This is a genomic window from Oscillibacter sp., assembly GCF_028693505.1.
In the GTDB taxonomy this organism is placed as follows: Bacteria; Bacillota; Clostridia; order Oscillospirales; family Oscillospiraceae; genus Oscillibacter.
This window is the reverse complement of record NZ_JAQUVF010000010.1, coordinates 38,756-61,627: the sequence shown is the minus strand read 5'-3', so window position 1 is coordinate 61,627 and position 22,872 is coordinate 38,756. Positions and strand designations below refer to the sequence as shown.

Sequence of the window (22,872 nt, the reverse complement as noted above, 5' to 3'; positions counted from 1 at the left end):
GAAGGGGCGTTACTGCCGGTATTTGCGCAGGGCCGATTTCAGGCGGCTTTGCACAAGCGCACTGGTTGTGGGTTTATAGAGAAAGTCATCTGCGCCGAGAGCCAGCAGCGCTTCTTCCTGCTTGGCGTCGCCGTACTGCGTGTTGGCAAGAAGTGCCACGCGGTTATAGCGGGGGTTGGCGCGAATGGTTTTGATGAGGGTAAACCCGTCGATTTCCGGCATCATGATGTCGGTGATGACGGCGGCAATGTCCGGATTGCTCTCCAGCGTGTCCAGCGCCTCGGCGCCGTTTCTTGCCACAAATACCTCGTACTCGTCGCTGATAGCGGCAGTCAATACCGCGATGTTCAGCTCCACATCATCCACAAACAGCACCTTCGCAGCTTTCCGCTGCGACCGACTTCCGACAAGGCGCGAAACCGTTTCGTAAAGCTGCGTGGGAACGATGGGCTTCGCCAGATGCGCGTTCATGCCGACCTTCCGGCTTCTTTGCACATCTTCGGAAAACGCGTTTGCGGTCATGGCGACAATGGGGATCGTTTTTGCCTGGGGATGATTGCTCTCGCGGATCGCGCGTGTCGCCGCATAGCCGTCCATTCTGGGCATGCGAATGTCCATGAGAATGATGTCAAAGGCACCGCTGGGCTGGGTTAAGAAGGCCTCATAGCCCGCTTGCCCGTCTTCAGCGATCTGCACCGATGCGCCGGCCTTTTCCAGTATTCTGGCTGCCACCTTCTGGTTGACGGGGTGATCCTCGCACAGCAGGATGCGGAGGCCGGAGAGATCGTACGGACCTGCCCGGTCCCCACTGCTCTTTTGCTGGACCGGCTCACCGGCTCCGGACGCGAAATGCAGCGGCAGTTCCACAACGAAGGTGGTGCCCACCCCCTCCGTACTTTTGAGGGAAATGGTTCCGCCCTTGAGATCCACAATGGCTTTTGTAATGGAAAGACCCAGGCCCGTGCCCTCAATTTTTGCGGTGGCTGCATCCTGCCCGCGATAGAACGGCTCAAACAAATGCTTTTGCTTTTCCTCGCTGATGCCCATTCCCGTGTCGGAAATCTCAAACCGATACCAGCCAAGGTCCGGCTTTTGGGAAGCGATCTCGGAAACGCGGTAAGTCACCGTGCCGCCCGCAGGCGTATATTTAATGACGTTGGAGAGAATGTTGTCCAGCGCGCTGTGGATGCGCCCGATATCGCCGGAACAGCAGTCGTGCTTAATGTTCAAATGCAGCTGGAAGGTTTGGTTTTTCTGGGCGGCCAAAATTTTGTAGCTTTGCGTGGTTTTGGCGACTTCCTGCGTCAGGGAAAAAGGCTCGTTGGTCAAAACCATCTTTCCGCTTTCAATGCGGCTCATGTCCAGAATGTTGTTGATCAGCGAGAGCAGCAGCTGGGAAGAGGATTGAATGGTTTTCAGACTCTCGTGCACCTGCCCGTGGTCGTTTTCGTCCGCAATGGCAAGCTCACACATGCCCACAATGGCATTCATGGGGGTTCGAATGTCGTGGCTCATGGCGGCAAGGAAGTCGGATTTGGCGCTGTTGGCCTGCTGCGCCACCTCCAGAGCCTCTTGCAGCACAGCGTTTTTGACCTCTTCGCCATGCAGCAGATCGGTGACGTCCGTTCGGGCCATGATGTAAATTTGATGGGCCGCGTCATACGGCACAAAGCGGGTCTTGACAACGCCGACGGAGCCGTCCGCCTTGCGGATTTTGGTGGTGAAATCATAGGAGTTTTCTTTTGCCACGTGGGCGGCCACTGTTTCTGGCGCGGAGTTTTCCATAAACTGCGCCCGCTCCTCCGGTATCACGGTGCTGCTGGCATAGTCTCTGAGCACCGTGTCGTAATCAAAGGGACCGCCGGAGGGCAGAGCGTCAATATCGCCGTAGGGGATGATCGTTCCTGCGACAAAATCCACGCTTGCGATCCGCTCGTAGTCGTAGGTGGTTGCGGAGTGCAAGACCTCTTCCGCCATTTTCTGCGCGTGAATATCATAGCAGTATTCAAAAAGCATGAGGTGCTTGGTGTTGGGGGCGCTGACCGGGTGTAAAATGTTGCGCACCCAGAGAAGCCTTCCGTCGGGCAGCCGCCTGCGGTAGTCCATGGAAAGGGAGATGTTGCCCTGCTGTACCTGCGCTTTCAGGTACGAGGCGCTGTTCATCTCCAGAAATTTTGCTTTTGCGTCCGCGTCGATGATAGAGTCCGCAACGTGGCTGATGGCCGATTCAAACGTCGTGTAGTCGCCGCTTAAAGGCTGCGTCCCGCCGGTAAAGCCGTAATCCGTGGTTTCACCGGTATCCAGATTGAAGATGGCATGGAACAGCAAATCCTTTTCGCCCAGAGAGGGCTTTTGCTTTTCCAGCTCGTATTTTTCCAGCAGCGCTTTTTCATAGTCAATGATGCGTCCGGTGCAGACGGCAAGACCGGGCCTGCCGTGCTCGTCGGGCAGACTGGAGAAGCGGAACTCTGTCCAGTGCGTCTCGCCCCGCAGATCCCGGATTCTCGCTTCAAAGCGCACCTGCGGTTCGCCCTCTTTGATTTTTTGTACGCAGGCGCGATAGCAGTCCGCGTATTCCGGGAAAAGGAAGCCCGTGTCCAGCCAGGACTGCGGAAAATTCTCCAGCACCGGAGGCAGCCCGAAATCCCGCATAGAGCGTTCGTTAAAATAGGCGCAGTCCAGCGCGGGATCGTATCTCCAATACCAGAAGCCCGCCTCCTCGGTGGCGAAGTCCAACGCCCGCTCGCTGGCGCGCAGCTTCTGCGTCAAAAGATGCTGGTCGGTCACATCCGTATAGCTCACATAGGCAAGCTGCGTCCCGTCCGCCTGCGCCACGGCAACACCCTGCATGTAGATCCAGCGGTAATCGTTGGTCTTTTTGTTGCGCGAACGATAGGTGTATTCGATCTTTCCGGATTCTTCAAAGGTCTTTGCAATGGCACGCTGCAGTCCCGGCAGATCATCCGGGTGAACATGGATGTATTGCGTGCCCGTCGTTTCCGCCATGCGGCGCCTGGCGTCCTCGCCCAGCAGGGCGGAAAACTGCTCGCTGACAATGAGCGGGTGGAGCTTTCTGCCGTCCCAGCGATAAAGGCACACGCCGCCGGGGACGTTATGGATCACGTCCCGCAGCTGCTGTTCCTGCTGCACCTGAGCGGTGACGTCATAGTAGCTGGCATAGGTGGCCATCATCCCGTCCGGCTGCGCCACGGCGTTGACCTCCAGCCGCAGCCACTTGACCCGCCCGCCGGGGAAGAGAAAGCGCAGCGTGCCTTCGGCGTGGGACATGGTCCGTGACAGCTCTGCCGCCATTTTTCGGATTTTTTCCACATCCTCCGGGTGTGCGCCCACCGTAAGGTCTGTGCGATAACGCACGCGCAGCGCTTCTTCCGTATCCTCAAACAGCTTGCAAAAGCCCTCGTTCATGTACTGAACTTCATAGGTGTGATTTATGGGATTTGCACGGCTTACCACAATGCCGCAGGCAACATTTTGCAGCATCTCAAGGAGCTTTTTTTGCGCATACTTCGTCTCGCTGATATCGGTGAGGTATTCGATGTGGGCCTGCCGTCCCGCCCAGCTGACAAGCCGCCCCTGCGCCATGTAATAGCGGTCGGCGATGGAGATCTCCCTTGCCTGCGCTTCAAAGTGTTCCGCGCACAGCCCTCTGCAATTTTCACAGGGCGTGTCGCGGCCAAAAAGGTACGCATAGCATACCTGCCCCTCGTAGTTGCGGTCGGTTTTCCCGCAGACGGCAAGCGCCTCCCGGTTGACATACAGCAGTTCCCGGGTCGTATTGTCGCTGACAATGACGGCCACGCCGGAATTCTCCGTAATGTCACCCAGCAGTTCCCGCATCTGCGCCATTTCTGTAAAGACGGCGTGAACGATGGGGCAGCCGCGATCCATACCCGCCCGTTTAAAGCTGCCGCTGATCCAGGTGCAGCCCCCCGTTCGGCACGGCACACGATAGTCGAGGGAAACCGTCTCCTCCGTTTGGGCCGCTTTCTCAATGGCGGAAAATACTTTGTCCGCATCCTCGGGATAAATGGAGTCTTTCCCGCCGCCCAGCATCAATTCCGCATACTCCTCCGGCGTCCGGCCGGAGAGCGCACCAACCCCGCGGGAATGATAGAGCACCTCTAAGCGGCCGTCTGCCAGACGATAGAGCGCAACGCCGCCGGGCAGCGCATTGATGAGGTTGTCCAGCTGCGCCTGCTTTTGGTGTTCCTCGGTAATATCGTAGCAAACGGAAAGGATGACGGGCTGGCCGTCTGCATCCGCGTTTTTTCGGCCGATGTCATGCACCCAGATGTAGCTTCCGTCCTTTTTGCGCAGCCGGTAGTCCACGGCATACTGGTCGCCCGCTTGCAGCTGCTTTTCAACGGCTGCATAGACGCAAGCGCGATCCTCGGGATGAATCCCGTTGATGATGAGACCGCCAATGTCCGCCACAAAATCAGCCTCGTCGGCATACCCAAGGTATTCCAGCATCCGCTTTCCCACTGTGTAGAAGGGGAAGCCGGGCTTCATATAGCCGCCAATCAAGCCGCCCGCCATGGTGGACTGCACCAGCTGGATTCTCGCATTGGCAAGCTTTTTCCGATTGACCGCAACCGGGTAATACTCCTGGGGCTGCTGGGCGGGGTCCGACACGGAGAAGTGGATGCAGCAAAGCTTTTCCTGCCCGTTTTCCAGCCGGGAGGACGCCGTTGCCCGCACTGCAATGGAGATGCCCGCATTGGCAATCGTCATGCGCAGCAGGGCCGTGCCGGAGGTTTCCCCGGTCCGGATATCTGCCTCCGAGGTAAAGGTCATTTCATAAGGACGCGGCATGAGCGCAATTTCGTCGGAAATATAGTCCCGTGCCTCTGCAATTGTATGGATATCCTCGTGGTCGGAGGTTCCAAACCAGCAAATATCCTCTGTCAAAAGAGAAAGTGCCTGTTCACAGTCCCTCTGTGCAAAATCAAAGACGCAAAAGGACTTTAAAAGTTGTAGTGTACTGCCCATTCCGTCCACTCCCTACTAAGATATCCGCACCGCGCCTTGGCGCGCCAAAATGGAGCAACCCGCAAATATCTCATATAAATCCAGTTATGACAAGTTTATCGTATGATACCACAAATTTTAAGAGAATTCGCCTTTTTACGCATATATATGTAGATGTATCTTTTGAGACAGCGCATTTGCCGGCGGCAAATACGCCTGTTTCGCGCAGCATCGGGCGGAGTTTGCCCCTCACTCGCCGTGTTGACCGGTTCGCCGGAGACAGAATTTCCGCAACGGCGATTGTTGGCGGCGCCATTGTGTGCTATCATAGGGGCAGTAACGCTGCGAGGAGATGCTTATGCCAACGATAATCGAAATCACCGATTTTGCAATGCCGGAACTGGATGCCTTTGCCCGCCTCACGGAAGCGCAGCTGCGCTCCCGGCAGGAAGCGGAGCAGGGCATCTTCATTGCGGAGAGTCCCAAAGTGATCGAACGGGCGCTGAACGCCGGATATGAGCCGGTCTCGTTGCTGATGGAGCGCAGGCACATCACCGGGCAGGCGGCGGGAATCCTTGCTCGCTGCGGGGAGATTCCCGTCTATACGGCGGACGAAGAGCTTCTGGCGGCGCTCACGGGTTACCCGCTGACCCGGGGCGTGCTGTGCGCCATGCGCCGGCCTCCGCTGCCGGAGGTGGAGACGCTGTGCGCCACGGCCCGGCGGGTGGCGGTGCTGGAGGGGATCGTGGACCCCACCAACGTGGGAGCGGCCTTTCGCTCCGCCGCGGCGCTGAACATAGACGCCGTGCTGGTGACGCCCACGTGCTGCGACCCGCTGTACCGCCGGGCGGTGCGGGTGAGCATGGGGACGGTTTTTCAGGTGCCGTGGACCCGCATCGGCAGCGCGTGCGCGCAGTGGCCCCAGCCGGGGATGGAGCGATTGCGCGCGCTTGGCTTCAAAACGGCGGCCATGGCGCTGAGCGAGCAGGCTGTCAGCATCGAGGACGAGCGGCTCATGGCGGAGGAAAAACTGGCCATCGTGCTGGGGACGGAAGGGGACGGGCTGTCCCCGCGCACCATCGCGGCGTGTGATTACACCGTGCGGATTCCCATGTCCCACCAGGTGGATTCGCTGAATGTGGCGGCGGCCAGCGCCGTGGCGTTCTGGCAGCTTCGGGCCCGGTAACGCCCGCAGGCGATTGTCAAAATCATCTTGCCGAAGAGCGCTGCGGGGGAGTACAATAAGAAAAATCGCGAAAGGAGAGAGCGGATATGGTTTGGATGATGCCGCTGCTGCCGATCCTTGCAGTGTATGTTCTGGCTGCTTTGCTGCCGGCGCTGCTGCTTCTGCGGTATATTTACAAGCACGACACTGTGGAAAAGGAGCCGCCGGGGCTGCTGGCCGCCCTGCTGGGGCTGGGCGTGGTGGCGGCGCTGTGTTCCGGCGTGCTGGAGGCACTGGGGGAGACCATTCTCTACACGCTGGTGGACCCGGGCAGCCCCGTATACACCATTTTGCTGGCATTTTTGGTGGTGGCGCTGGTGGAGGAGGGAATGAAATTTTACCTTCTCCGGCGGCGGACATGGCGGGACCCTAATTTTAATTACCGCTTTGACGGGATCGTCTACGCGGTCTTTCTCTCTCTGGGCTTCGCCGCCTTTGAAAACCTCCAGTATGTCTTTCAGTACGGACTGTCTGTGGCGCTGCCCCGGGCGCTTTGCGCCATTCCCGGGCACATGTCCTTCGCGGTGTTCATGGGCGTGTTTTACGGACGGGCCAAGCTGCTGGAAAACTGCGGGGATGAGGTGGGCGCCCGCCGGAATCTCCGGCGCAGCTATGTTGTCGCCGTGTTCCTCCATGGATTTTACGATGCGTGCGCCATGATCGGCAGCGGAGCGGCCTCCGCCGTCTTTGTGGTGTTTGTGATTTTGATGTACATGCGGGTCTATCGACTCGTCAAAAAAGAGTCCGCCACGGACGCGCCTGTTTGAAGTTCCCTATAAGAAGATCAATTTGAAAGCAAGAGGAGACTAATGAACGAAAAAGAAATTGCAGAGCTTCGCCGCCGCTTTCGGGCGGAGAAAAGCCAGATCACCCATGTTTGCGGCTGCTATGTGAATGAAAACCGGGAGATCATCTCCCGGTTTGACCAGTCTCTGGCGCTGATGAGTCAGGAGGAGAGCGGCAAGCTGCTGGAGATCTTGCGAAAGACACTCTCCGGCACGCTGGAGAAAAACCTTTTGAACATCGCCTTCGACACCCGGCAGGTGGCGGAAGGGGAGGAGCACCGTCTGCTGATGGATCTGCGCCGGTCGGAGCTGCGGGACGAAACGGCGGTGGAGGCCTTTTTTCAGCGCGCCATCGCCAGCGTGGACATGGAGGGAAACTACCTGATCCTGCTGGCCTCTGACGCCTACGACGTGCCCTATCGCTCCAAGGACGGGGAGCGGCAGGACGACGCGTCCAGCGAGGCGTTTTCCTACATTTTGTGCAGCGTTTGCCCGGTGAAGCAGACCAAGGAGGCCCTGAGCTACTTCGTCCACGAGCGGCAGTTCCGGGCGCTGGCGGCGGACTGGGTGGTGTCCGCGCCGGAGACGGGCTTTTTATTTCCCGCCTTTGATGAGCGCAGCACCAATCTCTACAATGCCCTGCTGTACACCCGTGACGCAGCGCAGACCCACGAGCAGTTTGTAAATGCCGTGTTCCTCGCCGCCGCGCCCATGCCGGCGGCGGTGCAGCGGGAGACGTTCCAATCCATTCTGGGGGACACGCTTTCGGAGGATTGCAGCTATCAGGTAGTACAGGCAGTCCATGACCGGCTGTGCAGCATGATTGAAGAGCACAAGGCAAACCATGTGGAGGAGCCTTTGACGGTATCCAAGGGCACCGTGCGGCAGGTGCTGCAAAACTGCGGCGTGCCGGCGGACCGGGTGGGGGCGTTTGAGACGCAGTACGACGGTGCCTACGGGGAGAGCGCGGACCTCAGCCCCAAAAATCTGGTGGATACCAAGCAGCTGGAAGTGCGCACGCCGGATGTGAGCATCCGGGTAAGCTCCGGCCGGGGCGATCTGGTGGAGACCCGGATGATCGACGGCGCCCGCTACATCCTTATTCGGGCGGAGGAGGGCGTGGAGGTCAATGGCGTGCCCGTCCACATTGGCGCCGAGACGGTGTAAAGGAGAAAGGCATGAATCCAACAGTCAGCATCATCGTGCCCGTTTATAACGCGGAAGGGACCATTGCCCGCTGCGTGGAGAGCATTTTGGGGCAGGAGTACGGCGATTTTGAGCTGTTGCTGGTGAACGACGGAAGTCGGGACGGCTCCGGCGCGCTTTGTGACGCCTATGCCCGCCAGGACCCCCGGGTCCGGGTCATCCATAAAGAAAACACCGGCGTCTCCGACACCCGAAACATCGGCATCGCCCAGGCCAAGGGAACGTATCTGCAATTCTTAGACAGCGACGACTGGATCACCCAGGACGCCACCAGCCAACTGGTCCGCACCGCCTGGGAGCACCAGTGCGATCTGGTGATCTCCGATTTCTACCGCGTGGTGGGCGACCGGGTCTCGCATAAGGGGGACATCGAGGAAACCACCGTTCTTTCCCGGGAGGAGTATGCCGCCCACATGATGGAGCGCCCGGCGGATTTTTACTATGGCGTGCTCTGGAATAAGCTGTACCGCCGGGAGCTGGTGGAACGGCACCGGCTGCAAATGAACCCGGAGATCAGCTGGTGTGAGGACTTCATGTTCAATTTGGAGTACATCCGCTTTGCGGAGCGGTTTTATGCCTTGCAGGTCCCAATCTATTATTATGTCAAGACCAAGGGCTCCCTCGCCAGCCAAAGTCTCAGCATCACGGAGACGATTCGGATGAAGCTGACGGTGTTTGAATATTACAACCGCTTTTTCAAAACCGTTCTGGACGAGGAGGACTATGAGAAAAGCCGGCTGAAGGTCTATAAGTTTCTGGTGGAGGCCGCGGGAGACGGCGCAGTGCCGCCGGCCATTCTGCCGGGGTCCAAAAAGCTGGGGGACGAGCGGATCAGCGTACCCGCCATTGCCGGGGAAGGCCAGCTGCTGGACGCGTTCCGGGAGCGCAAGCTGCTGGAGGCCTATCTGGAGACTGTGGCGCTGAAATACGGCCTTTCCATGCAGGAGACCCGGCTGATGCGCTACCTGAGTCAGACGGTCTGGGTAGGCCCATGGAAGGATCTGGCGGACGTGCTGGACCTTCCCCGCAGGACCCTGGCGTCCACACTGCAAAAGTTGACCGCCAAGGGGCTGATCCAGACCGCCGCTGTGGAGACGCCAAAGGAAAAAACAGGGCAGAGGCGGCCCACGGAAAAGAGCCGCGTCCGGCAGATGCGCATTCTTTGTCTGAGCGCGGCCCAGCGGGTCCTTGCAGACCTGTGCGTTGCGCAGGAGGACTATGAGCGCTGCCGGACACAGGGACTGAGCGCGGAGGAACTGGAGCGCTACGGGGAGCTTGTGGAAAAAATTCGCGCCAATGTGCAGCGGGCGCTGCAATAAGCGGTGAGATGGGGAAGCGGACACAGGGACTGTGCCTGCTTCCCCGGCTTTTTTAAAAAAGGGACGTGAAGAGTGCCTTTCTCCCCAAAAATTGGAAAACGGCCTTTACAAATGCAAACATATGTTCTATAATATCCGTATTCTGAAAGAGGAGGCTGGTGTTGTGCGGGCAAGACAGGAGACTTGCTGCTTTACCGGGCATCGTCCCGGAAAGCTGCCGTGGCGGTTCGACGAGACGGACCAGCGGTGCCTGCTTTTGAAACGACGGATGCAGGACGCGGTGGAGGCCGCCTATCAGGAGGGGTACCGCCATTTCCTGTGCGGCATGGCGCTGGGGTGCGACCTGTATTTTTGCGAGTGCGTGATGGCCCTGCGCGAGCGCCACCCGGATGTCACGGTGGAGGCGGCTGTGCCCTGTCCCACGCAGGCGGATGGGTGGACGGCGGCGCAACGGGCGCGGTATCAGCACTTGGTGGAAGGGTGCGATCTGGAGACGCTGGTCTCGGCGAAGTACACGCCCACCTGTATGCAGCGGCGGGACCGCTACATGGTGGATCACGCCTCGCTGCTGATTGCCGCCTTTGACGGCACTGCCGGAGGCACCCAATATACCATGCAGTACGCCATGCAAAGGGGACTGGATATCGTAGACCTGCCGATCCCCAGCGGGAACGAATGAAAAAGAGCGCTGCGCCGCCAATGGAATGGGCGAATTGGGCGAATCGGATGCGTCTTTCCTATTGTATTTTCGACCGGTTTCGCATATAATGAAAAACGTGACTGATCTCCGGTCAAAACCGGAAAGGGAGGGCGTTTATGACAACAAATGAAAAAAAGCAGCTGATGGCTGCGGCCTGCATCGTGCGGATGGGTGTCATCAAGGGGACCCATGCGGCCAAGGCGGGCCATCCGGGCGGCAGCCTGTCTGCGGCGGATTTATTTGCGTATCTTTATGAAAAGGAATTGCGGGTCGATCCCCAAAACCCCAAGTGGGAGGAGCGGGACCGCTTTGTGCTGTCCAAGGGCCATACCGCGCCGGGCCTTTACGCCGCGCTGGCGCTGCGGGGCTTTTTCCCGGAGGAGGACCTGCTGACCCTGCGCCATATCGGCAGCCATTTGCAGGGCCATCCCAACATGAACCTGACGCCGGGGGTGGATATGTCCACCGGCTCGCTGGGGCAGGGCATTTCCGCCGCTGCCGGCATGGCGTTGGCGGCAAAGTATCAGGGGAAGGACTGCCGGGTCTATGCACTGCTGGGCGACGGCGAATTGCAGGAGGGGCAGGTGTGGGAAGCATTCATGTTTGCCCATCACTACCGTCTGGACAATCTGTGCGTCATCATTGACAACAACGGCCTGCAGATCGACGGAAGCGTGGAGAAGGTCATGAGCCCCTATCCCATTCCCGAAAAGCTGCGCGCCTTCGGCTTCGAGGTTGCCGAGATCGACGGGCATGATTTTGACCAGATGGAAGCGGCCTTCGCAAAGGCCAAGAGCACCAGGGACGTTCCCTTTGCCATCGTGATGAAAACCGTCAAGGGCAAGGACGTCAGCTACATGGAAAATCAGGCCGGCTGGCATGGAAAGGCCCCCAACGATGAGGAGTACGAACTTGCCATGAAAGAGCTTTCCGCTCACCTGGCAGAAGTGGAGGGAATGTAACATGGCAGACGTGAAGAAGATCGCCACCCGGGACAGCTATGGCAACGCGCTCAAGGAACTGGGCGCGCGGCATGAAAACCTGATCGTCTTTGACGCGGACCTTGCGGGCGCCACAAAGACCGCTACCTTCCAAAAAGCATTTCCCACCCGTCACTTTGACTGCGGCATTGCCGAGGCGGACATGATCGACGTGGCTGCCGGCGCGGCATCCATGGGACTGGTGCCGTTTGCATCCAGCTTTGCCATGTTTGCCGCAGGGCGGGCCTTTGAGCAGATCCGCAACAGCGTGGGCTATCCCCACCTGAATGTGAAGATCGGCGCCACCCACGGCGGAATCTCCGTGGGCGAGGACGGCGCCTCCCACCAGTGCTGCGAGGATTTTGCCCTGATGCGCGCGATCCCCGGCATGGTGGTCATGTGCCCGTCCGACGATGTGGAGGCAAGAGCCGCGGTTCTGGCGGCCTACGAGTACGTCGGCCCCGTGTATCTGCGCTTTGGCCGGCTGGCGGTCCCCGTATTCCATGAGGAGGAGACGTTCCGCTTCCAGATCGGGAAGGGCGAGACGCTGCAAGACGGCACCGATGTGGCCATTCTTGCCACCGGATTGATGGTCAACGAGGCCGTGGAGGCCGGAAAGGCCTTGCGGGAGGCCGGAATCTCCGCCCGCATCATCAATCTTTGCACCATTAAGCCTTTGGACGAGGCGCTGGTGGTGAAGGCCGCCCGCGAGTGCGGCAAGATCATCACCTGCGAAGAGCACAGCATCGTTGGCGGTTTGGGAGAAGCGGTGTGCGCACTTTTGAGTGAAAAGTGCCCCACGCCGGTCCGCCGGATCGGCGTCAACGACGAGTTTGGACATTCCGGTCCCGCGGCGGCCCTGCTCAAGCAGTTTGGCCTCAGCGCGGAGCATATTGTGGAAGTTGCAAAGGACCTGTGCGCAAAATAAAAAAGACTGCCGGACACGCTTTTCGTGTCCGGCAGTTTTTTTAGTGAGCCACAAGCTCGCCCTTTTTCTCTTTGCGCTTCTTGACAGGAGGCGGTGCGTCCCAGTACCGGGTGGTTTTCCGGAACAGCGGCTCGCAGACATACAGCACCGCGGGGATGCCGAAAATGCTGATGATCGCGGAAATGACCGCGCCCCGGGCCAGCATGATGCAAATGGCACCGATCAAATCGATGGAGGAGACAAAGGACACGCCCAGCGTGGCGCAAAACAGTACCAGCGCGCTGGTGATGATGGAGGCGTCAGAGGTGGTGGCGGCGATGCGGACGGCTTCCTTTCGCCCGCATCCCTTGCGCAGCTCCTCCTGGAACCGGGAGGTCATCAAAATGGCGTAATCCACGGTGGCGCCCAGCTGCACGCAGCTGATAACGGTAGGCGCGATAAACGGAATTGCCGCACCGGTAAAATAGGGTGCGCCTTGATTGATGCAGATGGCCAGCTCAATGGCGGCCACCAGCACCACGGGGATGGAAAGGGACTGAAAGACGATGGCCACAATGATCAAGATCGCGGCAATGGAAATATAGTTGGTGACTTTGAAATCCACCGCGCTGGTCTCAATCAAATCCTTGGTCATGGCGCCTTCTCCCGTGACCATGGCGGAGGAATCGTAGGATTTTACAAGGCCGTCCAGCGCGTCCAGCTGCTGGGCAATCTCATCCGAGGCGGGGGCGTAGCGGGAGTTGACCATCATCATCTGGTAGCCGCCCTGCTTGAGCATGTTTTTGACCGCGTCCGGAATGAAGAAATCCGGAATGCCGTTGCCCAGCATGGCATGGTAGGAAACGACGGAGGTGATGCCGGGGACAGCGTCGATCTGGTTTTCCAGATCACTCATTTCGGCGGCAGTGAGGTCATCCCGCAAAATGATGAAGTGGGAGGTGGCCATGTCGAAGTCGTCCTTTAGCTTTTGGTTGGCGACAATGGAAGGAAGGTCCCGGGGAAGCGATTCGTCCAGCTTGTAGTAGATGGATGCGTGGTTTTGCGCATAGAGCGCGGGAATGAACAGCACCAACAGCAACAGCACGAACGCCTTGCTGTGGCGCAGGACGAAGCCGTTGACCCGGTCAAAACTGGGAATCAGCGTTTTGTGGGTGTATTTGTCCAGCTGGTCGCTGAAGAGCAGCAAAAAAGCGGACAGGACGAAAATGACGGTGACAACGCCCAGAACCACGCCCTTGGCCATGACAATGCCGATATCGCGCCCCAGCGTGAGGCGCATGAAGCACAGCGCCAAAAAGCCTGCGATGGTGGTGAGGCTGCTGCCGGAGAGGGAGCGGAACGCGGCGATGATGGCCTGGGTCATGGCGTCCCGATTGTCCTCGTAATTGGGGCGCTCCTCTTCGTATCGGCGGTAGAGGAAGATGGAGTAGTCCATGGTAACGCCCAGCTGCAAAACCGCCGCGATTGCTTTTGTGATGTACGAAATCTGCCCCAAAAAGAAGTTAGACCCGAAATTGTAGAGAACGGCGAAGCCAATGCTACCCATCAGCAGCAGCGGCAGAATGGTGGACTCCAGCGTCAGCGCCATGGCAACGAGGGCCAGCAGCACCGCAAGGCCCACAAAAAGCGGCAGCTCGCTGTTCATCAGATCCCGGGTGTCCTTGATGACCACGGAAAAGCCGGCAAGGAAGCAGTTGTCGTTGCAGACGGAGCGGACCTGCTCAATTGCCTTCATCGTCTCGTCGGAGGCGCCGGGGTGACTGTATTGGATGATCATCATGGTGGCGTCGCCGGAGAAGAACATATCCCGGAAGCTGGCGGGAATCATGTCAGTGGGGATTTGGATGCCCACCATGTTGCTGATCCACACGGCGTTGGAAACGCCGGGAATCTTCTCAATTTCGTTGATGAGGTTGTTGGACCAGCCGGCAGGCATATTCTCCACCACCAGCATGCTGGTGGCTGCCATCTGGAAAGGCTCCTCCAGCAGCTTTTCGCCTTGAGAGGACTCCAGATCCTGGGGAAGATACGATAGAATATCATAGTTGACCTTCGTGGAGATATAGCCGAGAACAGACGGAATGAGCAGCAGCACTGCAATCATAGCCACCAGCTTTGGCCGTCTCGTCAACTTGTGCGCAATTTTTTCAATCAAGGAAATACACCCTCCGTTTCAGAATTTCAGGCCGGGTCTCACTGGAAGATACCGGTAATGGCGGCCCAGAAGTCCTTGAACATTTGGGCGATGCGGCTCCAGACGGTGCCCTTTTCGGCGGTCTTGGCGGCAGCTTCCGTCTCCTCCGGCTCTGTCTCCTTGATTTCCTGCGTCCGAAGCAGGACCTGAATGCTGGAAGGAGACTGGTTGCGGGTGTCCGTCAGGGAGACGGCGTCGGCAGTGGCGTCCATCAAAAGAAGATTGTTCGTGTCGCCGGTATACTCGTTCCACGTATCTTCAATGATGTCGCTGATGTTGTTTTTGGCGGTTTTCACGTCGCCGGTTTTGTTGAGACTGCTCGCCGTGGCCCGCAGACTGGCGGCCAGCCCTTCCAGCGTTTGCTTTGTGCCGTCGTCCAGCTGCGTGCCGGAGGTTTTGAGCAGGGCTTCAAAGGAAGTCAAAAAGGCGTGGGTGTCCGTGGAGGTCGTGGTCAGATTGGTGACCATATCCCGGGTCTCCGTCAGGGTGTCCTTCAAACCGGGGGCGTACTGATTGATTACCCCGTGCAGTTCATCCATCGCGTCCAGCGCGTCGTCCAGAGAGTCCAACACATCGTCGGCGCTGTCGGAGAGTTTATCCATCCCATCAAGAGCGCTGGAGACGTTTCTCAGCAGCTTTCCAAGATCGCCGGAGAGACCGTCGTCATAGCCGATCAGGTCGCACAGCTCGCCAACGCTGTCCGTGATGTTTTGAGACTGCCCGTAGAGATTCAGCAAGGCCTTGGCCTTTTCAGCCGCGACCGCGTCAGAGGGGATCTTCTGCTTGAGGATGACGGTGAAAAACTGCTCCTCCGTCATGCCGCCGCTGCGGAGCAGCTGGTACATGCCTTGCAGCTCCATGGCCTTTTGATAGGTTTCCGGGATGGTTGGGTCGCCCACCTGGGCGGCGATGCCGGAGAGGACCGACGGTAAAACATCCTCTTCGGAGAGCGTCCCGCCGGAGGCCTCCACAGCCGCGGCGACCTGTGCGCTGACCGTCGAAAGCAGCGTTTGCATACTTTCGGCCTTGGAAGCTGCGCTGGAGGCGCTCTCGCCGCCTGCCATCAGAATTGCCGCTGTGAAATCCTCCTCGGAAAGCGCGCCGGAAGCGGCGCCCTGATAGATGCGGTTCAAGACCTTAGCCTGCTCCAGCGCTTCCTGAACCTCCTCCATCGTCATGCCCTGCATGGTGATCTCTTCACTGCCCACGCCCAGCTTCAGCTCTGCGAGCAGGGGCAGCAGATCCGCAAGGTCGTCCTCCAGCGCGTCGGCCCGCTTGCCCAGAGACTCCAGATCCTTGGCGGAGGCATTCCCGGCGGAGGAAATGCGGTCCAGATCGTCCTGCAGATCCTCCAGATCGTCCTGCATATCCTGCAGGCTGCTTTGCACCTTTCTGGCGGCGCTGAACACTTTGTCCAAAGCCGTGGTCGTGTCGTCTACCGCCTGAGCTGCGTGATCCAGATGGCCCGGCAGAGTGTCCAGAGACTGGTTGAGCGTATCGAGATCGGATAAGACCTTGTCCGCCTGCTCGTAGATCGCGCCTTTCCCGCTGGAAATGGTGCCCCGGGCCTCGTTTAACTTGTCGAGACCCTTGGCTGTGGCGTTCAGGCTGCTGCTCATGCCATTGAGAGAATCCAAAAGGGTATCCAGACTGCCGGAGAGCTTGTCGTAATTGTCCTCCAGATCGTCCTTCCGCTCACCCAGCTTTGCGATTTCCTCCAGCTGGCTCAGCGTGGCGGGGACCATTAAAAAGGTCATGCCGTCAAAGGCGAAGTTGTCGCTGCCCACGCGAATGGTAAAATGCTGCTCTTCGCCGGGCAGCGCCAAATACAGCACCGCCCGCAGGTTGCCCAGCAGCTGCACCTGCGCGCCCGGCGCCTCCAGAGAGAGAATGTCGTCCTGATTGAACAGCGCCATCGCTTCCAGCGTGTAGTTGTTCTTCGCGTATTCGCTGGCGGCTTCGTTGGGAACAATGTCCAGCTGAATTTCCACGACGCCGGTCTTTCCCGCAAGCTCCTCTGCCTTGGTGGGAACGCCGTTGAGCGTATAGTGCATGGAGATGGTCCAAGGCAGCGTTTCAAAGGGCTGCGTGGTTTTGCCCTCAAAATAGAAATGAGAGGGCGCCGAGGACGCATCAAACTGAAAGACCGTGGCGCCGTCCTTGCTGGTGGGCGCGGTGCCGTCCGTCAGGTTCACCACCTCGTCATAAGGTCCGTAGTCGGTCAGGGAAGTGGCCCCGTTGAGGATGTAGCTTTTCACAACGCTGCCTTCCGTCAGGTTTCCATAGTAATCCAGCGTGGCGTAATACGCCTCGTCATAAGACGGCGTTATGCCGTCCCCAATAGCGCCGGCCGCCGCCGGCAAGGTGAAAGCCGTTGCGGTAGTTAGGGCCATGGCGGCTGCCAAGAGGCGTTTTCCGAAAAGATGCACATGCTGTTTCATACAGATTCCCCCACATATAATCAATAAGTGTTGATTATCAAAAAAGTGTTGACTTATCAAACTGGGTTGATTATAGTGAGAATAGACACGAAGGTCAATAGACAAATCCGCAAGGATGTCTAATTCATCACGGGGCTGCTGATAAGGAGAAGAAAACCATGCTGAAAAATCCAGAGGACCGCCGCGCCAGACGGTCCCGCAAACTGCTCAAGGACGGACTGCTGGAGCTGATGAAGGGGAAGGACTTTTCCCACATCTCCGTTCGTGACATCACAGAGCACGCCGATGTGAACCGGGGAACATTCTACCTGCACTATTCCGGAACGGCGGAGCTGCTGCAAAGCCTGGAGGACGATCTTTTGCAGGAGGCGCAGACGCTGATCGACGCGCATATTCAGGAGACTGTGGCGGACGGAACCATGCGGCCCGTGTTTGAGCCAATTCTGGATTTTGTAATTGAACATAAGGAAACCTGTACGATTCTATTTAAAAATAACGAAGTCAGCAATTTCACACAGCGGCTGCAGCAGGTGATAGAGCGCAACGGGGAGGACCTGGTCCGGGCGTGGTTTCACCCGGCAAATGAGGCGCAGGTGCCGTATTTGCTGAGCTTTGTCACGTGGGGCCTTCTGGGCCTGATTAAGGAGTGGTTCGACGAGAACATGGCCCTTCCCCGGGAGGACCTCATCTCCACGGCGGAGTATCTGGTCAGCGGGGCCACCGCCCGATTGTTCGCGCAGGGCTGAGCGCAAAACGGCTGGGACCGGCCCCGGATTATGGGAAGGGAGACCTTGGGATGGCGTCATTCACACGGGAGGCAATTAAAAAGTCCTTTTTGAAGCTGCTTGATGAGCGGCCGCTCATGCAGATCAAGGTAAAAGATATTGTGGAGGACTGCGGGATCAACCGCAACTCCTTTTATTACCACTATGAAGATATTCCGGCGCTTTTGATGGAGATTGTGACGGAGGACGTAGACCGCATTCTCCGGGAGCACGCCTCCGGGGATTCGCTGATGGACTGCGTGGACGCGGGCGTGGCGTTTGCGCTGAAGAACAAGCGGGCCATTTTGCATATCTACCGCTCTGTTGAACGGGGCGTCTACGAACAGCACCTGATGAAAATCTGCCGCCATGTGGTGGTGGCCTACGCCGATGCCGTCTTTGGCGCGGCGCCCATCAGCGAGGAGGATCGGGAGACGCTGATTCGCTTTTACCAGTGCGAGTGCTTCGGGCAGATCATTGAGTGGCTCAACAGTGCCATGAGCTATGATATCCAGGGGCAGTTTCACCGCCTCTGCCAGCTGCGGGAGGGAATGCTGGAGGAGATGGTCCGCCGCTGCACATTGGAAAACGGCGCGGCTGCCCAGTGACAAAGAGAAAAGACGGCGGGGGAACCCGCCGTCTTGGTTTGTAGATAAGTCCCGAAGCATTTCGAGAACGAAAAAAAGCTCGCCGGGAGAAAAGCTCGCCGCTTTTTTGGACAAAAGCTGCCGTATGCCCAAAATCCGGACAAACAGGCCCGGAGTGTCTGCTTTTGATACAGCCGCGATACTTTGCCCATGTCCAAACCGGGGCGCTGCTGCTATGCTACTGTCTGGTGAATCAACCGCCGGATGAGGTGTTTTTCTATGCCGTCTGTAAAATTGATGAAAATTGCAAAGGGCGTGTATATCGCGGCATCCGCGGCATTTTGCGCTTTGGGACTGCTTTTGATCTGCGCACCGGACGCAGCAGCCGCCGTCATCGGCGGCGCGGTGGGGGCGGCGCTGCTGCTCTTTGGAGGGGTGAAGCTGCTGGGGTACTTTTCAAAAGACCTTTACCGGCTGGCGTTTCAATATGACCTGGCCTTTGGAATTTTGCTTTCGGTGCTTGGGATTTTGCTGCTTTTCCATATCGAGGGCACCATGCGCCTTTTGTGTGTGGTGCTGGGGGTCATCGTTTTGGCGGAGGGACTTTTCAAGGTGCAGATGGCCTTGGACGCCAGACGCTTCGGCCTGCTCCGGTGGCAGCTGATTCTGGTCATGGCATTGGCCACGGGGATTTCCGGGGTGGTGTTGATCGTCTGGCCGGAGGGAAGCGTGGGGACGGTGATCGTCTTTATGGGAATTTCCCTGCTTTTGGAGGGCGCGCTCAACCTGAGCGTGGCGCTTTGCACCATCAAGATCATTCAAAACCAACGGCCGGAGGACCCGCTGTGAGCGGGGAGGATCGGCCCGGAAGCTCGGAAAAGAGAAGAAAGCCGCCGCTGCAAATGCAGCGGCGGCTTTGTCTCTATCAGCGCTCTTCCCGGAAATAGGCAAGCCCCAGACTGGCGGGCGGCTGATTCTCCTGCTTTTTCCGCAGGGAAATGAAAATCAGCACCGCGATGGTGACAAGATACGGAAGCATCTTGAAAAGCTCCTGCGAGCTGCGGGTAAGACCCGGAATGTAAAGATACATCCAAAATAGCAAACCGAAGAGGTAAGAACCCCAGATGGCGTTGACGGAGCGCCACACGGCGAAGATGACCAGCGCCACCGCCAGCCAGCCCAGCGCCTCGATGGTGCCGTCGTTGGCCCAGGTGCCCTTGATGTAATCCATGGTGTAATAAAGACCGCCGAGGCCGGAGATTCCGGCGCCGATGCAGGTGGCGAGGTACTTGTTGCGGGTGACATTGATGCCCGCCGCGTCCGCCGTGGCGGGATTTTCACCAACCGCCCGCAGGTTCAGCCCCTTCCGGGTGCGGCCCAGAAACCAACGCATGGCAATGGCCAGAGCAATGGCCAGATAGACCATGAAGCCATAGCTGAGAAACAGGGAGCCGAACACGCCGAGGTGGGAGACGTTTGCGATGTTTGCCCGGTAGATGGCGCTGCTGGTGGCCACGGAGATCTGCCCCACGCCGCCGGCCATGGTGTTGAGACTGCCGCCGAAAAAGTTTGCCACGCCGCTGCCGAAAATGGTGAGGGTCAAGCCGGTGACATTCTGGTTGGCGCGCAGCGTGATGGTCAGGAAGCTGTACAGCAGACCGCCAAGAGCCGCAGCCAAAAACGCGGCGACGAAACTCAGCACCAGGCACACCACGGGGGAAGGGGCGGGGTTGTTGAATTCATAGAAGAAGGAGGCCGCGAGCCCCGCGATGCCGCCCAGATACATGATGCCCGGAACGCCCAGATTCAGGTTCCCGGATTTCTCCGTCAGGATTTCGCCCAAGGCGCCGTATAGGATCACGGTGCCAAAAACGATGGCGGATTGAATCAGCTGGATGAGCTGTGTGCTGGTCATTTCGACGCCTCCTTTCCGGATCGCATGATGACGCGGTAATTGATAAAGAATTCACTGCCAAGAATAAAGAAGAGGATGATGCCGGTGATGACGCTGGAGGCGTAGTCGTTCAGATTGAACTGGGAGGCGATCTGAATGGAGCCTTTTTGTAAAAACACCAGCAGCAAAGAAATCAAAATCATGACGAAGGTGTTGAACTGGGCAAGCCACGCCACGATGATGGCGGTAAAGCCACGTCCGCCGGCGGTGGAGGTGGAAATGGTGCGGCTTGCGCCGGCAACGGCGATGAATCCGGCCAGACCGCAGATGGCGCCGGAAATGGCCATGGTGCGGATGGTGACCTTCTTGACGTTGATTCCGGCATACCGGGCGGTGTTGACGCTGTCCCCCACCACGGTGATCTCATACCCCTGCTTGGAGTATTTTAAGTAGAGGAACATTCCAACCGTCAGCGCCAGCACCAAAATCACATTCAAACCGTAGGCCTGAGCAAATACAGCCGGGAACCAGCCGGCCTTCGTCTGCTGGTTGATCACGCCCACCGTGTTGGAGCCGAAGGGGTTTTCCCACAGCGCCACGCAGTAGCTGGTCAACTGGATGGCCACGTAGTTCATCATCAGGGTAAAGAGGGTCTCGTTGGTGTTCCAGACAGCCTTGAAAATGGCGGGGATCACGCCCCACACGCAGCCCGCCAGCAGGCTGGCCGCCGCCATGACGACAAGAAGGGCGGGGGTGGGAAGCGCACTCCCGAAGGTCAGCATGATCCCTGCGGTGACGATGCCGCCCAGCAGGACCTGTCCCTCGGCGCCCACGTTCCAAAATCTCATTTTGAAAGCGGGAGCAAGGCCCACGCCGATGCACAGCAGCATCATGGCGTCGCGGATCGTGACCCAGCTGCGCCGGTTGGAGCCGAAGGCTCCGTCAAACATGGCCTCGTAGACCTGAAGGGGATTCAGCTTCGTCACGGTGAAGATGAAGATGCCGCTGACCACCAAAGAGAGCAGCACGGCAACGATACGAATGGCGTAAGCCTTGGAACGGGCAATGCCGTCCCGCTTGGCGATGCGCAGCAGGGGCTCTTTATGCTGTTTGACCGCACTCATGATTGCGCCGCCTCCTTTTCAAAACGAGTCATCAGGAGGCCCACTTCCTCCTTGGTGGTGGAGCGGGCGTCCACAATGCCGCTGACCTGACCGCCGCACAGGACCATAATCCGGTCGCAAAGCTCCAGCAAAACGTCCAGATCCTCGCCGACGTAGATCACGGCGACGCCCTTCATCTTCTGCTCCGTCAGCAGGTTATAAATGGTGTAGGAGGTGTTGATATCCAACCCCCGGACGGCGTAAGCGGTCATCAAAACGGAAGGCTCCTGCGCGATTTCGCGGCCCACCAGCACTTTTTGCACGTTGCCGCCGGAAAGACGGCGCACCGGGAAATTGACCCCGGGCGTGACGACCTCCAGCTGCTCCATCACATCCTCCGCCAGCTTCCGGGGCGCCTTTCGGTCCGTGAAGAAGCCAACGCCCTTGCGATAGCTGCGCAAAAGCATATTGCCCGTCATGCCAAGGGAACCCACAAGGCCCATGCCCAGACGGTCCTCGGGCACGAAGGCAAGAGACACGCCGGACTTTTTAATCTGAAGGGGGGTCTTGCCCACCAGCTCCACGCCCTGATCCCCCTCGGCGGTACCGATGGGGCGGTAGAGGATGGAGGCGCCTGCGGAGAGGCCCTGCAATCCGGCGATGGCTTCCAGCAGCTCCTTTTGACCGGACCCGGCAATGCCGGCGATGCCCAGAATCTCTCCGCCCATGGCAGTGAAGGAGACGTTATCCAGCCGCTTCACGCCCATGGCGTCATAGACGGTCAGCCCCTTGGCGTCCAGCCGGGGGGTCGGATTTTCGGGTGCGGGGCGTTCAATGTTTAAAGAGACGGCGTGGCCCACCATCATGTCCGTCAGCTTTTGCGGGGAGGTCTCGGCGGTAGCCACATCGCCGATGTAGCGCCCCTTTCGGAGCACAGCCACCCGGTCCGACACGTCCATGACCTCATGGAGCTTGTGGGTGATGATGACCATGGCCTTTCCGTCCGCCTTCATGTTGCGCATGACGGTGAAGAGCTGGTTCGTCTCCTGGGGGGTGAGGACGGCGGTGGGTTCGTCCAGAATCAGGATGTCCGCGCCGCGATAGAGGACCTTGACGATCTCCACCGTCTGCTTTTCAGACACCGACATGTCGTAGACCTTTTTGGCGGGATCAATGGAAAATCCGTATTTTTGGCAGATATCCGTGATTTTGCCGGCGGCGGCCTTCAGGTCCAGCTTTCCTTCATCCTCCAGACCCAGCACAATGTTTTCCGCGGCGGTAAATACATCCACCAGCTTGAAATGCTGGTGGATCATGCCGATGCCGCAGAGGAAGGCGTCCTTGGGGGAGGCGATGGTGACGCTCTGTCCGTTCACAAGGATCTCCCCCTCGTCGGGGAAGTAGATCCCGGCCAGCATGTTCATCAGCGTGGTCTTGCCGCTGCCGTTTTCTCCCAGCAGGGATAAAATTTCACCCCGCCGGATATCCAAACTGACGCTGTCGTTTGCGACGACCTTGCCGAAGCGCTTGGTGATATTTTTCAGCTGGATGGCACTGGTATGTTCCAAACCAATCTTCCTTTCTTGTTTCTCATGTTTAAAATGAGACGTATTGGAAACCGAAATGGCATTTGAAACCCAGATTTGCGCACAGATCGTCGTCAAATCGAAATGGATTCCGCAAAGGGCCGGTACAACGTGGAGCAAACCGTGCCCCAAAGAAACAGAACTAACAATTCTATTATAAGAAAAAGT

At 58.3% G+C, this 22,872-nt stretch carries 16 protein-coding genes; 10 read left to right on the top strand and 6 right to left on the bottom strand.

Annotated elements, in window-relative coordinates:
• Positions 1-9: 9 nt before the first annotated feature.
• A complete protein-coding gene (locus tag PHI30_RS04750) occupies positions 10-4,932 on the bottom strand; it encodes a PAS domain-containing protein (protein ID WP_300024569.1) in 4,923 nt (1,640 codons plus the stop codon).
• A 418-nt stretch (positions 4,933-5,350) separates the two neighbouring features.
• Here PHI30_RS04750 and PHI30_RS04745 point away from each other — a divergent pair, with 418 nt between their 5' ends.
• The 7 genes from PHI30_RS04745 to PHI30_RS04715 all read left to right on the top strand — a co-directional run bounded on the left by PHI30_RS04745 (position 5,351) and on the right by PHI30_RS04715 (position 12,135).
• Positions 5,351-6,178: an RNA methyltransferase gene (locus PHI30_RS04745; protein WP_300024566.1), complete on the top strand. Its 828-nt coding sequence runs from the start codon at positions 5,351-5,353 to the stop codon at positions 6,176-6,178.
• A gap of 86 nt (positions 6,179-6,264) precedes the next feature.
• Complete coding sequence (locus PHI30_RS04740; protein ID WP_300024563.1) at positions 6,265-6,984, top strand: PrsW family intramembrane metalloprotease; 720 nt, start codon at positions 6,265-6,267, stop codon at positions 6,982-6,984.
• Between the two features lie 42 nt (positions 6,985-7,026).
• A complete protein-coding gene (locus PHI30_RS04735) occupies positions 7,027-8,169 on the top strand; it encodes a DUF4317 domain-containing protein (RefSeq protein WP_300024560.1) in 1,143 nt (380 codons plus the stop codon).
• 11 nt (positions 8,170-8,180) lie between these two features.
• Positions 8,181-9,527: a glycosyltransferase gene (locus PHI30_RS04730; protein ID WP_300024557.1), complete on the top strand. Its 1,347-nt coding sequence runs from the start codon at positions 8,181-8,183 to the stop codon at positions 9,525-9,527.
• Between the two features lie 163 nt (positions 9,528-9,690).
• Entirely contained in the window at positions 9,691-10,206 is a 516-nt protein-coding gene (locus PHI30_RS04725; RefSeq protein WP_300024554.1) for an SLOG family protein, read from the top strand.
• Positions 10,207-10,343: 137 nt separating this feature from the next.
• Positions 10,344-11,189, top strand: a complete 846-nt coding sequence (locus PHI30_RS04720) for a transketolase (protein ID WP_300024551.1) — start codon at positions 10,344-10,346, stop codon at positions 11,187-11,189.
• A 1-nt stretch (position 11,190) separates the two neighbouring features.
• A complete protein-coding gene (locus PHI30_RS04715) occupies positions 11,191-12,135 on the top strand; it encodes a transketolase family protein (protein WP_300024548.1) in 945 nt (314 codons plus the stop codon).
• A 40-nt stretch (positions 12,136-12,175) separates the two neighbouring features.
• Here the strand turns inward: PHI30_RS04715 and PHI30_RS04710 are convergent, their stop codons facing one another.
• Positions 12,176-14,290 (bottom strand): MMPL family transporter, encoded by a 2,115-nt coding sequence (locus PHI30_RS04710; protein WP_300024547.1) that lies wholly within the window; start codon positions 14,288-14,290, stop codon positions 12,176-12,178.
• Positions 14,291-14,328: 38 nt separating this feature from the next.
• Positions 14,329-16,770: a hypothetical protein gene (locus PHI30_RS04705; RefSeq protein ID WP_300024545.1), complete on the bottom strand. Its 2,442-nt coding sequence runs from the start codon at positions 16,768-16,770 to the stop codon at positions 14,329-14,331.
• Positions 16,771-16,928: 158 nt separating this feature from the next.
• On the opposite strand from PHI30_RS04705, the gene PHI30_RS04700 reads away from it, so the two are divergent.
• The 3 genes from PHI30_RS04700 to PHI30_RS04690 all read left to right on the top strand — a co-directional run bounded on the left by PHI30_RS04700 (position 16,929) and on the right by PHI30_RS04690 (position 18,970).
• Positions 16,929-17,516 (top strand): TetR/AcrR family transcriptional regulator, encoded by a 588-nt coding sequence (locus PHI30_RS04700; protein WP_300024542.1) that lies wholly within the window; start codon positions 16,929-16,931, stop codon positions 17,514-17,516.
• 50 nt (positions 17,517-17,566) lie between these two features.
• Positions 17,567-18,142 carry a TetR/AcrR family transcriptional regulator gene (locus PHI30_RS04695; RefSeq protein WP_300024539.1) on the top strand — a complete coding sequence of 192 codons (576 nt, stop codon included), beginning with the start codon at positions 17,567-17,569 and terminating at the stop codon, positions 18,140-18,142.
• Between the two features lie 276 nt (positions 18,143-18,418).
• Positions 18,419-18,970 carry a DUF308 domain-containing protein gene (locus PHI30_RS04690; protein WP_300024536.1) on the top strand — a complete coding sequence of 184 codons (552 nt, stop codon included), beginning with the start codon at positions 18,419-18,421 and terminating at the stop codon, positions 18,968-18,970.
• 76 nt (positions 18,971-19,046) lie between these two features.
• Here the strand turns inward: PHI30_RS04690 and PHI30_RS04685 are convergent, their stop codons facing one another.
• The 3 genes from PHI30_RS04685 to PHI30_RS04675 are packed head-to-tail and all read right to left on the bottom strand — an operon-like array spanning position 19,047 to position 22,686.
• Positions 19,047-20,036, bottom strand: a complete 990-nt coding sequence (locus PHI30_RS04685) for an ABC transporter permease (protein ID WP_300024534.1) — start codon at positions 20,034-20,036, stop codon at positions 19,047-19,049.
• Positions 20,033-21,139, bottom strand: coding sequence for an ABC transporter permease (locus PHI30_RS04680; protein ID WP_300024531.1), 1,107 nt, complete (start codon positions 21,137-21,139; stop codon positions 20,033-20,035). The genes PHI30_RS04685 and PHI30_RS04680 overlap by 4 nt, the downstream gene beginning before the upstream one ends.
• Entirely contained in the window at positions 21,136-22,686 is a 1,551-nt protein-coding gene (locus PHI30_RS04675; RefSeq protein WP_300024528.1) for an ABC transporter ATP-binding protein, read from the bottom strand. Before PHI30_RS04675 ends, PHI30_RS04680 begins: the two co-directional genes overlap by 4 nt.
• Positions 22,687-22,872: the final 186 nt, after the last annotated feature.

Bases quoted from the DNA above. Each gene is read 5' to 3' on its own strand.
- PHI30_RS04715 (WP_300024548.1), top strand. From the start codon at position 11,191: ATGGCAGACGTGAAGAAGATCGCCACCCGGGACAGCTATGGCAACGCG.
- PHI30_RS04680 (WP_300024531.1), bottom strand. From the start codon at position 21,139: ATGAGTGCGGTCAAACAGCATAAAGAGCCCCTGCTGCGCATCGCCAAG.
- PHI30_RS04720 (WP_300024551.1), top strand. From the start codon at position 10,344: ATGACAACAAATGAAAAAAAGCAGCTGATGGCTGCGGCCTGCATCGTG.
- PHI30_RS04695 (WP_300024539.1), top strand. From the start codon at position 17,567: ATGGCGTCATTCACACGGGAGGCAATTAAAAAGTCCTTTTTGAAGCTG.
- PHI30_RS04740 (WP_300024563.1), top strand. From the start codon at position 6,265: ATGGTTTGGATGATGCCGCTGCTGCCGATCCTTGCAGTGTATGTTCTG.
- PHI30_RS04690 (WP_300024536.1), top strand. From the start codon at position 18,419: ATGAAAATTGCAAAGGGCGTGTATATCGCGGCATCCGCGGCATTTTGC.
- PHI30_RS04735 (WP_300024560.1), top strand. From the start codon at position 7,027: ATGAACGAAAAAGAAATTGCAGAGCTTCGCCGCCGCTTTCGGGCGGAG.
- PHI30_RS04730 (WP_300024557.1), top strand. From the start codon at position 8,181: ATGAATCCAACAGTCAGCATCATCGTGCCCGTTTATAACGCGGAAGGG.
- PHI30_RS04745 (WP_300024566.1), top strand. From the start codon at position 5,351: ATGCCAACGATAATCGAAATCACCGATTTTGCAATGCCGGAACTGGAT.
- PHI30_RS04705 (WP_300024545.1), bottom strand. From the start codon at position 16,770: ATGAAACAGCATGTGCATCTTTTCGGAAAACGCCTCTTGGCAGCCGCC.
- PHI30_RS04700 (WP_300024542.1), top strand. From the start codon at position 16,929: ATGCTGAAAAATCCAGAGGACCGCCGCGCCAGACGGTCCCGCAAACTG.
- PHI30_RS04685 (WP_300024534.1), bottom strand. From the start codon at position 20,036: ATGACCAGCACACAGCTCATCCAGCTGATTCAATCCGCCATCGTTTTT.